The following is a 15,128-nucleotide window of genomic DNA, read 5'->3' as shown; positions in this document are numbered from 1 at the left end:
AATGAGCTCATTTATTAAAAAAGACATACTAGTTTTTTGGCGAGACCGCAAAGAGATTTTAATGGCTCTATTACTTCCGATTATCCTTATTGTCATACTAAACTTCGCCTTTTCAGGTCTTTTTAAAGATGATGAAGAAGCGATTCATATCGATATAGCATTATTGGTAGCAGATGACGAGAAGGTCGGGAAAGAACAATTTGAACATGCTGTGAAAGAAACAGAATTATCTCCTACTGAAAAAGAGAAAGTCCTTGATGAAGCAGCAAACCTTAACCCCGTTGGTCTAATACATGATTTTCTAATAAATCCCGAAATACAAGACTGGATTACTATAAAGGAAATCAGCGAACAGGAAGCAACAAAACAAGTAAATAACGGGGATCTTGACGCGATTATAAGGATTCCAGAAGGATTTACGTATGAGGTACTTTCCGTTGTCTTATTAGACGAGCGGCCCAATCATATACCTGTAAATATTTTAGCGAAAGATCCATCTACTGAGGTAGGTGCACTTCAAGATATCGTTCATAACTTTGTTCATTCATTAAATGTGCAGTTTGCCTTAGGAAGTACAGGAGAAACTGTGTACGCTGAACCCGTATTGCCACAGGGGGGAAGAGAAGTTGTTGAAGGAATTGATACGTATAGCATTTCTCAATACTTTACGATTGCGATTAGTACTTTGTTTGCCTTGTTTTTAGCTCAAACTGTAGCTTTAAAAACCGTTACAGAAAAGCGTGAACGAGTTGTTAATAGAATTCTATTAACAAATAGTAATCCAATAAACTTTTTATTAGGAAAAACAGTATCTACCTTTATATTGGTCTGTATACAGATGGTTATTACTTTTACAGCTGTTCAACTGTTATTAAGCGTATTCCCTGGAAAGACGTTGGAATTTTGGGTGGGACTCGTTGTAATAATGATTGCTTTTTCCTTAACGGTTGCTGGACTATCATCGTTGTTTACCTCAATTGTTCTTCATCTGAGTGATAGTAATACAGCAAGTGGACTTTTTACTCTAATCATTATGGGGCTAGGGGTTCTAGGTGGTAGCTTTTTTCCACTTGAAGGACTTCCAAACGTATTTCAAAAAATTGGGGAATGGACTCCAAATGGTTTAACACAGACAACAGCTATAAAATGGATTCAGTTTAGCGATATGAGTGACTTATTCTTTCCCCTTACTGTTCTTACTGCTATTTCTATCGTTTGTTTTGCTATCAGTATGTCTATCTTTCCAAACAGGGGGCGTATTTAATGTATCCAGTTTTGTATGCACAATTTATAAAAGATAAACGAAAACCGCTACTTGTCCTTTTATTTATTGCCCTCAGTATTTTAGCAACCCTAATTTTTGGAGATACATCTCGTCAAACCGAAATAACTGTTGATGTTTTTGCATCTGGTTCAAATGCAGAGGAAATTGAACAACGGTGGGTTAAGCTATTAAATGATAATAGTGAAACGGAATTTGTCATTTCAGAAGAAAGAGAAGCTCGAGAACAGGTTAGAGAAGGAAAAAGGGATGTAGCGATTCATTTAATGAACAATGATTATCGCTTAATTACTGCATCGGATATGCCTGACATCTTGTTAGTAGAGCAAGAGATTCATCAAGTCTTTATAGAAGAGGCCCAACTTCAAGCGATAGCCGGTTCGGAAAATACAACAAATTTAAGAGAACAACTCAAAAACTATTTGGAAAATTCACCAATAACTGTTCAAACGGAAAATATTAATGGTGGAAAACTTACAAGTCATGATATGGGTACTCAGCTACTATTTGGTTTTACACTGTTTATCGTAATGTTTACTATTGGTTTTAGAGTAAATGGTATTAATGAAGATAAGGTAAGTGGAGTATGGAACCGCCTGATTCTTTCCCCTGTCAGTAAAATAAATATGTATGTTGGCCACTTATTATATAGCTTTTTCATTGGATTTATCCAATTAGTCGTTGTTTTTCTCATTTTTAAATATGCTTTGAACTACGAGATAGGATCACTTCCGATGATTCTAACGATAGCTGCAGTATATACAATGAGCTCAGTAAGCTTGGCTATGCTTATTGCTGGAATTGCTAAAACACCTGAAAAATTTAATATGATTTATCCGTCTATTGTTCCGATGATTCCAGTTATTAGTGGGGTATATATGCAACCAGGAGCAATGGATAACCCAGTATTCAACTTCCTAGCGGATATCTTTCCACTAGGTTATGCAGTCGATGCAATGATGGATGTTGCTCTCTTTGGTGCAGGGTGGAGTGATATTTCGTTACCCCTTTCATTTTTGCTGTTGATTGGTGTAATGTATATGGGGATTGGGATTAACTTGGGAGAACGAGGGAAGGGGTAAGAATTGATTAGTCCATGTTAACGGACCTTTTACTCCAAGCAATGCTAGCTTTATGTATAAATCAAAATTTTTTTATGTTTCAATGTTGATATTATTGATAGTCGATTGAAGTGCCTGTAGCTCTTCTCCTAGATGATTAGTGGTTTAGTCACTACTCTAAAAAAAGAGCGTTACAGGCATTAAAATCAGCAAGTAGGTGTAGGTGTACAAAAGTTTAATACCTAAGCTTGGAAATACAGAATGTTATAGAACGTTTTACATAAAGTGAGGAAAAGAAAAGCAATAAAGAAACAATTAGTGAGAAAGGGATGCTTAAAGGCACTGGAATGTTAACGTCTTGCCAAATACTCATTTCTATTTTGTCCAGTCCAAATGTACGCAAAATGCCTGCTAAGATTGATATTAATGCACTTGCCATCAACCCTACATATAGAATAGATAGAACCGGAATTGCTAATAAACAAAAAAATGATTGGATTATTTTCATTTCTTTTTACTCCTAATATGCTGTACTTTGGCATTTGGCGAAATTGAATAGCTCCCTGTGTAATAAAGTGTGTGTATAATACAATTATCACCTATCGTCACAATATCCCCTTCAACAATTTCCGCATTTGTATTGGAAAGATGCACGCTTTTCCCTTTTATGGATTTGCAAATCAGGTTTTTCTTCAATAAAGAGATAGATAACTTTTTTTTATCTACACATATTTCATCTGCAATAAGTTGTTCGATGTCACTTCTACCAGACAATTTTAAATGAAACTGTTCTGCTTGTATCTCCTTTGCTTTTATAATGCCAATTACATGAAACTGTTTTACCTGTAAACTTTGTTCAATTGTTAGCTTTCCTGAACTGTTAATCTTCGTTATTTTTCCATACCGCAGTTTTAAGTCTCCCGCATTTGTAAGCTCATCAATTTCACAAAAATCTTTGATGACACAAGCTCCTGTATTTTTAAAAATATTCGCTGAAACGAGAGAATGAAAAGAGCTATGACCATGTGAGGAAATTTCCCTTAATCGTACTTCTTGGTGTAAAGCTACAGAACCTCGAATATTTAATTGTTCACATTCTGTGGCTAAGTTTTTAATATTGCCACTTGTAAATGTTAAACTGCGGAGCTTTGTAATTCGTTCACTTGTCATGGATAAACACCTCACATTAATTTACTTAGTAAATATTTTAATCACTAAAATATATTTCAATTAAACTATATGCAGGTTTGTTTTGTCAATAACAAAAAATTGTACATAGAAGGCAATTTTAAATAGGCAGGCCACATATTGAGACAATAAAAAAAGGATTTCATTTTTATGAAATCCCTAAAAGTTTTCCCATTAACAGATTTACATCAATTAAAACTTGTGCAATATCTGTTAGTTTTTCTTGTGGAAATTTTAAAAATATTTCTTGTACTTTAATTTCTCCATCCTTCGTTAAAACCATTTTCACTACTCTTCGATCTTCAGTCTCTCTAATTCGCTCTAATAGATCTAATTTTTCTAGTTTATCGCACATTGATGTAACTGCTCCAGGTGTTACACTGAAAAAATCAGCAATTTCAGTTGCTTTCATTCCACCCTTAATTTTCAATTGAAGAAGAAGTATAAGCTGGTTTTGAGATAATGATTCTCCTTCAGAGAGCATGTTGACGAACATCATAGATTTTTGCTGTACTTCCAGCATCTCTCTCATTATTATTTCCACATTGTACATTTGACTATTAATTGTCATTTAATCACTGCCCATTATAATATTTACTAGTTTAATTATATAGCAAGTATATATTTAATTTTGGTTATTGCAAATATCCTTACAATATTAACTTTATGATGCAAGAGGAAATAGTATTTACAATAAAGAACTCACTTTGTACTATCAATGTGCCCCGTATTATTTTAGAGTTGCTAAGCAATTTGGAAAAGAAATTCGGACAAAAAAACCAGTCGAATTAAGCAACTGGTTCAATAGGATTTATAATGGATATTCATTTAACCAAATTAATGCTTGTTCATAATTACTGAAGAAGTTTACGGATTCTTTTGTATTGGTTTGCTGTAAATAATTCATTATTTCCCCTTCTTCAAGGAGAAACGCAATTGCCTTGCTATGATTCAAAATGTCTTCATTGAAGAACTTATCTTTCCATGCTTTTTGAACAGAAAAATGATCGGGAGTGTATCCTTTTCTATCCACTAACAATTTGAATTTACGACCCTCGGAAATAAAAAGCTGACAAGCCTGATTAAAGCCGTTAAACCATTCACTGACATCGTTTGTATTAATCTTACCAATAAGATGCGTAACAATTAGATCTCCTGAAACTGTAGTGCTAATATTTTGTCCACTCAATTTGAAATTCCCTCCTTAGTAACAATTATGCGTACAAATCTCCTAAAATCAATACGTAATAATTCTTAAATAATGCAACTGAACTTTCAAAGGAAAATGCACTTGAGGGTGGCAATTAAAAAGATAGAAGAAGAACCAAACAAATTTAATATATTTTATTTTAAGCGCTTCATAAAATTTTGAATATAATCCGTAACATCCTCCGGATTATCTCTGTTCGTTAGATGATGCGCATTAGTAATTGTATAAAATTCGGCATCTTTGATGTTCGCTTTCAAATATTGCTGTTGTCTTCTGACCATATTGTCCTTTTCACCATGCAAAATCATAGTTGGACATTGAATTTTATTTAGATCATTTTTACTTTCCATTCGCAAATTTCCACTCCAATGACGTAAGAAATTATCTTTTGTCATCTTAGAGAAGGATTCCATAACAAAAGCGTGATTTTCTGGATTAATCTTTGAGATAACATCAGCGGTCAATTTTGCAGTCATATTAAACGGAAGAAAACGAAGGCTAAACTTACTAATAGGTGTTGAATATTTTTCGAACCAGTTAAAAGTGTTTGTAAACGGAGTACCAATTAAAATAAGACCTTTTACTCTTTCCGGATAACGAATAGCTGTTTGAATCGAAATATGTCCGCCCATGGATAAGCCACATAAGACTGTTGACTGGATTTCGAGATAATCCAGTAGTGAAATTAAATCTCTCGAGAAATCCTCAGGGTCTACCTTGCCAGAGGGCAAGCTAGAATATCCATGGCCTCGCACATCCCAAACGATGGTTTGATAGTCATTTGACAACTCATTTACCTGAGGTTCCCATTGTTTGTGATACATCGAATGTCCATGAGTGAAAATAATAGGTTCCCCTGATCCGTTAATTTTATAAAAAAGCTTAACGTTATTTACCTCATATACCGGCATAAGATTCATTCCTTTCTTTCACATTCTCAAGACTGCTTCAATATTATATTGAAGCAATCATCAAGCCATTGCTCCAATGTACGTGTAGAATTATTTAGCCAAATCATGAGGGATCCAGCTATAGCGCCTTGTAGAATGCGAGCTGTTGTTTCCACTTGGTCTAGTTCGATATTTAAAAGCTCACCGTCCTCTATAGCTGCACGAAGGAAGTATTGAACCTCTTCGTCAATAAGCTGCAAACGACGTTGAGAATATTCTAGAAAGTCCATATCAGAAACAGATTCAATAAAAAGTGAAGTGATGTTAGCGAGTGTCTGCGCATCTTCTACCTTTCCAAGAGATTGAATAAGGAGAGATTTTAAAGCGTGCAATTTAGAGCCAGATACAGAACGCGAAGTCACAAAACTTTGAGTGGTCAACTTAATGACAGTATCCATATAGAAAAGGAGTAGATTTTTTTTAGATCCAAATCGTTTAGAGAGTGCAGCAGGAGATATTATAATTTCTTTCGCGATATTATCTAGAGTCAATTTTGTGTAACCATATTTGCTTAAGGCTGAATGAATACCTTGAAAAATTCGTTCATCCGAATATTCACGTGGTCGAGACATACCATTATTACCTCCTCTCCTTATTAGTAAGTGGTTAATTACTTACTAACTTAAAGTAAACTATAAATTTTGTCAAAAAGCAATTTTAGCTAAATCACATGCTTTTAAAATTATCACTTTTATAAATTTTAACTAACGAAAAGTATATAATATAATGTTACTTTTTTTTCTAAAGAAGGTATATTTCGGATGAGTATAGAATTATTGATAGAGAATTTAAAATATTCTTGTTAATTCTCTCATTTCAAAGACCTATATGTAACTTAAATAAACGGAGTATTAATAAAGTATGTGAAATTTAGTGAATAATACAGATGATGAATTACTTTCATCATGCTTTTGCTGGAGGAGTGAAATCGTATGAGAAGTATGTTGAAAACGCTTTTTATAATAGAAAGGACAGATAAGAAGAATATTTTTGCTTGTTTAATTGTAGCGCTTAGTATTATTGGGATGGTTGTTTATGCGAATGCAACAGAGTTAGGCAATCCGATTAAGGAAAAATCAATTGAATCGTTACCAGCCAAGGTAGCTATGAATAAATTTCAAATTGTTGATGCTAGTGAATACGGGGATGGTAGTGATATATACAAAAATATCGTGAAACAATATTACACTTACCCAAAACAAGGGATGGCATTAAAAACAGAGCAGCCAGAGTTATTTATAGAAACAGCAATAGAGTTAACCGAATTACGCAAACAAGCATTTGAAATGGATGATTATGATCTGGTCGCTGTAAACTTGCCTTCCAAAATAGAAAATGAAATGGATTCCTACTATTACCAATATTTAAAGGAGAACGATTTAGTATTGTCTTTTGGCTCACTGAGCTTCTATCCATTTTTAGCGTTTTTATTTAGCATAGTAGGATCAGTTTGGTTTGTTCTTATCTGTATTTACGCATCTAACATTATGATAGATGATTTCCGACATACCTCTCTTATTAAAGGTTATCCTATTGCTTTTACCAAGTATGTATTAGCGAAATGTATGACTTCAATGGGGATTGTTTTTATCTTTATTATAGAGCTTATTGTATGTAGTTTGCCGCTAATCTATTTTAAAGGACTGGGACAAGCTTCATATCCAGTAGCTGTTTTTAATGGGGAAGTAACAATTTATCCAATTTATAAATACATAGCAGTTTCGATTGTATATATGATTTGCTTGGCAGTTTTTGCAATTTTATTGTCCGTAATTTTAAATGTATTATTAAGAAATGTTTATTTAACTTTATTTGTACAGATCATCCTTGTCGTCATACCAATTTTGTTTCCATCCCTAATTGAGCTTTTACCATTTAATCCGTTTAACTATGTAAACTTTCCAAGTGTTTTAAATGGAGATACTCTGAATTTAGAAACCCCGGTCGCGTTGAATAGCAATGCAGGCTTGGTCTATTTATGCATTAGCATAGTATTGCTGATGGCAGTTATTAAATGGTTTTTATCGACAGGTAAGCTTCAGAAAATATAGGGAGGTGTAAGACATGTGGGCTTATTTTAAATGGGAGTTTAAGCAATTTTTTACGAATAAGAAAAACATAGCTGTTTATGTTATTTTACTTTTTTTAGGTTTATATTTTGTATTAAAAGTTGCACCTTCGTATGAACCTATTGAAAAAGTCGATGTAGCTGAGATGGAAGCACGTTTCACGACGAGAGATGATTTTATCAAAAGTGTAGAAGGAAAAGATAATATACATCCTTCAGTTGCTTTTGCACTTGCAGTATTCCCTCAGTGGAATGAATATGATCGGGCAAGAATTGATGCAATTAATGAAAAAGATTATTTAAAGTATGCAGAAGCAACAGCGGGATGGTACCTATATTCAGACCAACTGACTGTTAACGGTGACTCTTTCTTCTATAATCCTCTCTATTATACCTATGGTAATAATTATGCCCATGCTGATGGTCATTATGGTTATGGCTATACGGCTAGCCGTTTTACTGGTTATGTAGAAGGAAGTTCTGAGCTGTCGATGGACTTGTTTGAAGAAAGAACTGCTCTACAAACGTTACAACGTATGTTAAATGATTATCTACCAATTGTACTGTTTATAAGTTGTATTCTTTTATCTGTAGATATTGTGTTGAAAGATCGTCGTAACCCTAGTTTATTAAAAGGATTTCCGATTTCTGATTGGAAAAAGCTATTGATGAAAGGGCTAGTTGCTTTTGTAGGAAGTATTTTGTCATTTGTTCCTCTATACGTAGTTTTAATAGCTATCGGATTACAAAATGGTTTTGGTGATTTTTCACTCCCGGTGCCTTTCTATTCTTACATAGAACAAACCTTTACCAATATGACTATGAGTACATTTCTATTGAAAAATATATTGTTTATTGGTGTTTGGTTCTTATTCTTAATAGCAATCATTTTGTTCCTAAGTATCATTGTAAAAGCTGAGTTTGCTAATTTATTTGTCAGCTTTATCATAATTGCAGCTGAGTGGTTTTATTTTGAACGAGTAATGGGAGCGTATTCAGATATTGAGCGCTATCCAACATCATATGTGCAAGTAGGACAAGTCATTTCAGGATATAGAAATTTTGTTTATCAGTCGCCTGACTTAACTTACCAACACGGGTTAACAATTATAGGATGTTGTACACTCTTCTTGGTGATATTGACGCTGATTGTGAGTAAATTTAAAAGGTTTAAGTTAATAGCATAGAGAAAGGGTGTTAAATATGTTGGAATTAAAGAAAATACGCGTTCAGTTTGGAGACAAACAGGTATTAAAGGATATATCGATTAAGTTCCAACCGGGGGAAATCATTGGTTTAGTAGCCCCCAATGGAACTGGGAAATCGACACTGATGAATGTAATCATGAACTATTTGTCTCCCAATCAAGGACAGGTGATTTTAAATCATGAATTGCAATATTCAAGTAAAGCAAACGAGGTGAAGATACATCAAGGTGTATCAATGATGCCGGACCAAAGTGATTTATATAATCATGTATCTGGAAAGAACCATCTGAAGATCTATCAAGCAATGTGGAATAGTAATCCCAAGTTAATTGAAGACACGATTGTACAGCTTGGAATGGAATCGTATGTGAAGAAAAAAACAGGCACCTATTCTTTAGGAATGCGCCAACGGTTATGCTTTGCTATGCAAATTGTCTCTGACACACAGGTGATGCTGATGGATGAAGTTATGAATGGCTTAGATCCAACGCATGTAGAGCTAATATCCCAAATACTTTTGCAAAAGAAAGCGGAAGGTAAAACAATTATTATTGCTTCACATTTATTAGAAAACCTTGAGCAATATGCAGACCGTATATTTTTTATGAAAACTGGGGAACTAAAGCTAGTAGATGAATTGGTACCTGGCTTTACTGACAATAAGGTAACAACGGTCCGAGTCTCCAATTTTTCACAAGAGCATCTTGAAGTATTTAAAAAGCAATTTTCAGGACTACATGTGCAGACATTACCAAGTGGCAAAACACTTATCGATGTAAGTAAGCAGGACACAGAAACGTTAGGTAGCATCACACAGTATTTAATAGCTCAACAGTTGACTGATTTTAGCTTTGGTAAATTGACACTAAATGATTTATATTCAATGGAGTACCAGCAAAAGTAGTGACAAAAGATAGGGAATTATTGTTCCCATTAGTCAATGCTCGACTCGTATAAAAATGAAAAAGTACTTGAAAGACTATATCGTTTTATAAATATTAGCCCAGTTCTAGTTCAAAATAAAAGACTCCATTACCAAAGTGAATTATGGTAAAAAGGGAAACGATAGTTGTCTAGCCATATCTCTTCTTAAAGGAGTTATGGTTGGATAACTATTTTTCTTTCTTTTAATATTTTTCTTACACTTATTCGTTTGTTCGACTAATTTACATGTACTGCACCTTTCTTTGAATTCTATAGTCAACCTTCCAGGGATTAGACCACAGAAGGCTGCCTGACTATTTTCCCGTTGACGAAATTATCTGGTAAAATGACAGCCCAAGCATATTAGTCTATAATTGAAGCTATTGTAATCACCCTTCAACTACTAGAAAGGGGTTTTTTTTATGATTAAGTTACATAAGGTCAGTAAAAGTTATTCCCGGTTTCAGGCCATTAAATCTATATCTATAACAGTAAATGCAGGAGAGATTCATGGAATTATCGGAGCAAGTGGAGCAGGTAAATCTACCGTGCTACGGTTGATGAACCTGTTGGAAATTCCTGAAGAAGGAGAAGTTGAGGTAAATGGTCAAACGTTAACAAATTTACATAGCAAAGAACTCCGACAAGCTCGGAAATCCATAGGGATGATTTTTCAACACTATAATCTAGTAGCAAATAAAACGGTTTACGAAAATGTTGCTGTATCCTTAGAGTTGGCAAACTTTCCGAGGGAAGAACGCAAGAGCCGTGTAGGAGAATGTCTTCAATTTGTTGGGTTAGAGAGTTTAAAGGATAAGTATCCCGCACAATTAAGTGGTGGACAAAAACAACGCGTTGCGATCGCAAGAGCGTTAGCGAATAACCCCCGAGTTTTGTTGTGTGATGAACCAACCTCTTCTCTAGATCCTAATACGACTGCAGAAATATTAAGTGTATTGGAAAACATAAATAAAAGCTTTGGGGTTACAATTGTCATTGTCAGCCATGAGATGGAAGTGATTAAAAGTATATGTAACCGAGTAACTGTAATGGCGGATGGAGAAGTCTATGACACCGTAACAATTAAACCAAAAAGGATTCTAAATACAGACAATAGTCCAAAGTACTTTGTAGAACAATTAACAAAGGTCGGTGAGATGGATCATGCCTGATATATTAGTTCAATATGAAGCTGAAATTTGGTCATCTATTGGAGAAACTTTTGTTATGGTTGGTGTTTCTGTTTTAGCGGCGATTCTAGTAGGTCTTCCAGTTGGGACATTACTTTTTCTTTGCAGGAAGGACCAAATACTTGAGAACCAGTTTGTTTTCTCGTCACTAAATTTATTGGTAAATATAGTACGTTCTTTTCCATTTTTATTACTAGTTGTATTTTTAATCCCTTTTACAAGGCTAATCATGGGAACAGCCATTGGCACAGCGGCTGCAACTATTCCACTATCGATAATAGCAATCGCGCATTATTCACGATTAGTCGAGCAGTCTTTATTGGACGTACCAAAAGGTGTAATTGAAGCGGCGGTTTCAATGGGTGCTTCTGTTAAAGAAGTTGTTTTTAAATTTCTGTATGTTGAAGCCCGTTCTGGACTTGTTCTTGGATTAACAACTTCGATTATTAGCTTTATTTCGTACTCGACGATCATGGGAGTTGTCGGAGGTGGTGGTATAGGAGACTTTGCCATTCGGTATGGATACCAGCAATTCAAAACAGATTTGATGATTTATGTGATTATTATTATGGTCATACTTGTACAGCTCTTGCAATTCGTTGGAACAACTGTATCCAGATTGATTGATAAAAGATAAATAATAGGAGGAAATAAAATGAAAAAAATATTCTTACTAATTACAATGATCACATTAATATTAGCTGGTTGTGGGCAAAAGGAAGAAGTAAATGACCAGAAAAAAGTACAAGGTAATGATCGACAAGAAGTTACATTGAAAGTTGCTTCGTTAATCCCTCCGATGACGGAAATTCTTGAGCTTGTTAAACCAAAACTAGCAGAAGAATCGATTAATCTTGAAATTGTTGTATTAAGTGATAACGTTCAGCCTAATAGTGCGCTTGCAGCAAATGAAGTAGATGCAAACTTCTTTCAACATGTTCCTTATATGGAGCAATTCAATAGAAACAATGATGCAGAACTAGTCCCTATTGTTCCTATATATTTTGCGAATTATGGTGTATATGCTAAAGACTATAATTCAATGGATGAATTACCGGAGGATTCCGTAATCGCCATTGCGAACGATGTTTCTAATATAGATCGTTCATTGGCATTGTTAGCTCAACATAATGCCATCACTTTACAAGAAAAAACTGGTCCATATTACACGAAAGCTGATATTGTGGACAACCCAAAAAATTATAAATTTGAAGAAGTAGATTTGTTAATGTTGGCGAGAATGTATGATGATGCAGATGCAGTAATCATGACACCTGCATATGCTGCACCACTTGGATTGACGCCAAAAAGTGATGCTCTCCTTACGGAAGGATCCGAAAATGATTTTGCAATTTCACTAGTTGCACGCAAGGATAATGCTGAATCAGACGCCATCCAAAAGCTAGCGGAAGCTATGACGAGTCAAGAAGTAAGAAAGTTTTTAGAAGAAAATTATGATGAAACTGCAATTCCAGCGTTCTAGTATAAATATAATGAAGGGCTATTCAAGTTGTTTACAACTAAGAATGGTCCTTTTTTAGTTATACATTCGGTAAACGTTTTATCTATACTAATATATTTATTCCATACTAAGATAGTGCAAAAACGATTCTTTTATAAGAGTTTAAACAAAGAACTCATTGCAGTAGAAAAAAATTTCTGATATTATTTAGATGCCAAATATTTTGATATCTAATTATAATTGAATAGAGATGACACTAATTGATTTTGGTGTAACTGGAGAAGGGAGTTATTAAACAATGGGAAGAGTACAAGGTAAGGTGGCACTAGTAACAGGGGGAGCATCAGGTATAGGATTATCAACAGCCGCATTATTGGCAAAAGAAGGTGCAAAAGTAGTTATTGCCGATTTTAATATGGAAGGTGCAAGAGAAGCAGCAGAGAATATTAATGCTAATGGAGGAGATGCTTTCGGTATTTTCCTTGATGCTGGCGATGAAAATTCTATTAAGGAAGCTATTGAGTTTACCGTTAAGAACTTTGGCAAAATTTCGGTTCTATTTAATAACGTTGGTTTGACTAATCTTAAGAAGGATTTAGATGTCGTTAATATAGATCTTGATGAGTGGGATCGACTTATGAACGTGAATCTAAAGAGTGTCTTAATAGGTAGTAAATTTGCTATACCGCATATGATTGAAGCTGGTGGTGGCTCTATTATAAATACAGCATCAATGGCAGGATTTACTGGTGATACTATTCGTGCTGCATATGGAGCATCGAAAGCAGCTGTAGTAAATCTTACGAAATATATTGCTACCCAATACGGGAAGGATAAGATCCGTTGTAATGCTGTTGCACCTGGTTTAATTTTGACCCCTGCCGCTAAGAACAATATGACACCAGAGGTACTAGATATATTTGCAAAATATAATACACTACCATACCATGGTGAACCGGATGATATTGGATATACAGTGTTATTTTTAGCTTCAGATGAATCTAAGTTTATTACTGGCCAAACAATCCAAGTAGAAGGCGGACATTATATTGCAAATCCAAGTGTTCCAGATTTTAACGAATATATGAAAAAAGCAAAAAGCTAAATAAAAGCCTACTAGTGCTTGGACATAATTAAAAAATCTAGCAATATTCTAACAGAAATAAATAATAGAAATATAGAAATAGGAGAAACTACATGGGTCAAAATAGAAAGAAAATTCACTATGCTTGGTGGATTTTATTAGCACTATGTATTATCGTCGGTTTAGGAAAAGGCGGTTTAAATAATTCCTCCGGGCTATTTTTGTCACCTATCACGAAAGAGCTTGGAATTGGAATGGGAAGTCTATCATTATATTTTAGTGTATCTGCAATTGTCACAATGGTCTTTTTACCGATAGGCGGTAAACTAATGGCGAAATATGATACACGGTTACTCCTAAGTGTTGCGATAGTTTTACAAGCTGGAGCATTTGCAATGTTTAGTTTGATGAATTCTGTATGGGGCTGGTATATATTCGCAGTACCACTAGCAGTTGGTGGTGTGTTTATAACTGTAATTGCTGGTCCAGTCCTAATTAATCAGTGGTTTAAAAAGAACAATGGTCTAGCACTTGGAATCATGAGTGCAGCAGGAGGAGCACTTGGTGCCATCTCGCAACCAATTATCGGGAACCTTATTGCCAATCAAGGGTGGAGAACCTCTTATATGATTGTTGGGATCACAATCATTATTATTGTTGTTCCAATTATATTACTTTTTATAAAAAAATTACCTCAGGACAAGGGACTACTTCCTTATGGTATAGAAGAAGTGGAAGATAACGGTACAGGTACACCGAGTGAAACTAGCAATAAAGGGGTATCAATGGCTGTAGCGAGAAAATCTTCGGCTTTTTATGCACTAGTAATCTTTTTCTTTCTAATTACATCTATTGCAAGCTTTTCGATGCACATTCCAACCTATTTGATGGCTAAAGGTTTTGATGTAACCTTTGCTGGTAATGTAATGGGAACCTATATGGTTGGTGTTCTTATTGGATCATTAGCTATTGGTATCTTAAGTGATAAGATTGGCTCCAAAAATACAGCTATTTTTGCCATGAGTGGTGGTTTGATAGCGATTTGTCTGTTATTATTCTCCGCATCTAGCACAGTTGTAATAACAGTTGCAGTAGGCCTATTCGGTTTAATATCTTCCTCTATAGGAACATTAGGTCCAGCACTTACTTCAAGTCTATTTGGGAACAAAGAATACAGTCAAATATATTCAAACGCTTCCATGGGGCTAGCAATAGCATCTATTGTTGTTTTACCAGCCTATGGTTTTGTATTCGACTTTACGGGAAGTTATACGTCCGTTTTATATGCAATAGTTATTATGTTGATCATTAATATTGTATGTGTACTTATTGCTTTTAGAGGAAAAAAGAAATTAGAGCAAGAAGGCTTCTGGGATTAACTAAGTAACTTATATAAAAAACTACTAATGCACAGGTGATTTGTATAAAAAATCGCCTGTGCATTTTGCTTTCTTTCAACTTAAGTTATGTCAAATACTTGAATCTTTTTACTTGCACTTTA

Annotated in this window: 16 protein-coding genes; 10 read left to right on the top strand and 6 right to left on the bottom strand. The window is 34.6% G+C overall.

Features of this window, described 5'->3' with window-relative positions; translation table 11 throughout:
- Nucleotide 1 precedes the first annotated feature (1 nt).
- Nucleotides 2-1,264 carry an ABC transporter permease gene (locus MKY60_RS20820; protein WP_093495544.1) on the top strand — a complete coding sequence of 421 codons (1,263 nt, stop codon included), beginning with the start codon at nt 2-4 and terminating at the stop codon, nt 1,262-1,264.
- Nucleotides 1,264-2,364, top strand: a complete 1,101-nt coding sequence (locus MKY60_RS20815) for an ABC transporter permease (RefSeq protein ID WP_093495543.1) — start codon at nt 1,264-1,266, stop codon at nt 2,362-2,364. The genes MKY60_RS20820 and MKY60_RS20815 overlap by 1 nt, the downstream gene beginning before the upstream one ends.
- A gap of 214 nt (nt 2,365-2,578) precedes the next feature.
- Here the strand turns inward: MKY60_RS20815 and MKY60_RS20810 are convergent, their stop codons facing one another.
- The 6 genes from MKY60_RS20810 to MKY60_RS20785 form a co-directional block, all read right to left on the bottom strand.
- Nucleotides 2,579-2,851 (bottom strand): hypothetical protein, encoded by a 273-nt coding sequence (locus MKY60_RS20810; RefSeq protein WP_093495542.1) that lies wholly within the window; start codon nt 2,849-2,851, stop codon nt 2,579-2,581.
- Complete coding sequence (locus tag MKY60_RS20805; protein WP_340931028.1) at nt 2,848-3,513, bottom strand: hypothetical protein; 666 nt, start codon at nt 3,511-3,513, stop codon at nt 2,848-2,850. Before MKY60_RS20805 ends, MKY60_RS20810 begins: the two co-directional genes overlap by 4 nt.
- 166 nt (nt 3,514-3,679) lie before the next feature.
- Complete coding sequence (locus MKY60_RS20800) at nt 3,680-4,102, bottom strand: MarR family transcriptional regulator (RefSeq protein WP_093495540.1); 423 nt, start codon at nt 4,100-4,102, stop codon at nt 3,680-3,682.
- Nucleotides 4,103-4,342: 240 nt separating this feature from the next.
- Nucleotides 4,343-4,720, bottom strand: a complete 378-nt coding sequence (locus tag MKY60_RS20795; protein WP_093495539.1) for a SpoIIAA family protein — start codon at nt 4,718-4,720, stop codon at nt 4,343-4,345.
- Between the two features lie 155 nt (nt 4,721-4,875).
- On the bottom strand, nt 4,876-5,652 hold the full coding sequence (locus MKY60_RS20790) for an alpha/beta fold hydrolase (RefSeq protein WP_340931027.1): 777 nt from the start codon (nt 5,650-5,652) through the stop codon (nt 4,876-4,878).
- 26 nt (nt 5,653-5,678) lie between these two features.
- Nucleotides 5,679-6,263 (bottom strand): TetR/AcrR family transcriptional regulator, encoded by a 585-nt coding sequence (locus MKY60_RS20785; RefSeq protein ID WP_093495537.1) that lies wholly within the window; start codon nt 6,261-6,263, stop codon nt 5,679-5,681.
- Nucleotides 6,264-6,623: 360 nt separating this feature from the next.
- On the opposite strand from MKY60_RS20785, the gene MKY60_RS20780 reads away from it, so the two are divergent.
- The 8 genes from MKY60_RS20780 to MKY60_RS20745 all read left to right on the top strand — a co-directional run bounded on the left by MKY60_RS20780 (nt 6,624) and on the right by MKY60_RS20745 (nt 15,006).
- Complete coding sequence (locus MKY60_RS20780; protein WP_340880728.1) at nt 6,624-7,742, top strand: hypothetical protein; 1,119 nt, start codon at nt 6,624-6,626, stop codon at nt 7,740-7,742.
- 13 nt (nt 7,743-7,755) lie between these two features.
- The gene (locus MKY60_RS20775) at nt 7,756-8,946 is read left to right on the top strand and encodes an ABC transporter permease (protein ID WP_340880726.1); all 1,191 of its coding nucleotides are present in this window, start codon (nt 7,756-7,758) and stop codon (nt 8,944-8,946) included.
- A gap of 16 nt (nt 8,947-8,962) precedes the next feature.
- The gene (locus MKY60_RS20770; protein WP_093495534.1) at nt 8,963-9,871 is read left to right on the top strand and encodes an ABC transporter ATP-binding protein; all 909 of its coding nucleotides are present in this window, start codon (nt 8,963-8,965) and stop codon (nt 9,869-9,871) included.
- A gap of 442 nt (nt 9,872-10,313) precedes the next feature.
- On the top strand, nt 10,314-11,063 hold the full coding sequence (locus tag MKY60_RS20765) for a methionine ABC transporter ATP-binding protein (protein ID WP_340880725.1): 750 nt from the start codon (nt 10,314-10,316) through the stop codon (nt 11,061-11,063).
- Nucleotides 11,056-11,718, top strand: a complete 663-nt coding sequence (locus MKY60_RS20760; RefSeq protein WP_340931026.1) for a methionine ABC transporter permease — start codon at nt 11,056-11,058, stop codon at nt 11,716-11,718. The genes MKY60_RS20765 and MKY60_RS20760 overlap by 8 nt, the downstream gene beginning before the upstream one ends.
- A gap of 18 nt (nt 11,719-11,736) precedes the next feature.
- Nucleotides 11,737-12,564: a MetQ/NlpA family ABC transporter substrate-binding protein gene (locus tag MKY60_RS20755; RefSeq protein WP_340931025.1), complete on the top strand. Its 828-nt coding sequence runs from the start codon at nt 11,737-11,739 to the stop codon at nt 12,562-12,564.
- A gap of 277 nt (nt 12,565-12,841) precedes the next feature.
- Nucleotides 12,842-13,648, top strand: coding sequence for an SDR family NAD(P)-dependent oxidoreductase (locus MKY60_RS20750; protein WP_093495530.1), 807 nt, complete (start codon nt 12,842-12,844; stop codon nt 13,646-13,648).
- 92 nt (nt 13,649-13,740) lie between these two features.
- Nucleotides 13,741-15,006 carry an MFS transporter gene (locus MKY60_RS20745; protein ID WP_090567456.1) on the top strand — a complete coding sequence of 422 codons (1,266 nt, stop codon included), beginning with the start codon at nt 13,741-13,743 and terminating at the stop codon, nt 15,004-15,006.
- The last annotated feature ends 122 nt before the right edge of the window (nt 15,007-15,128 follow it).

Source organism: Psychrobacillus sp. FSL K6-1415, assembly GCF_038003185.1.
Lineage (GTDB): Bacteria > Bacillota > Bacilli > Bacillales_A > Planococcaceae > Psychrobacillus > Psychrobacillus psychrodurans.
Note: the sequence above shows the minus strand (reverse complement) of the source record. Positions and strands in the feature narration are given on the sequence as shown.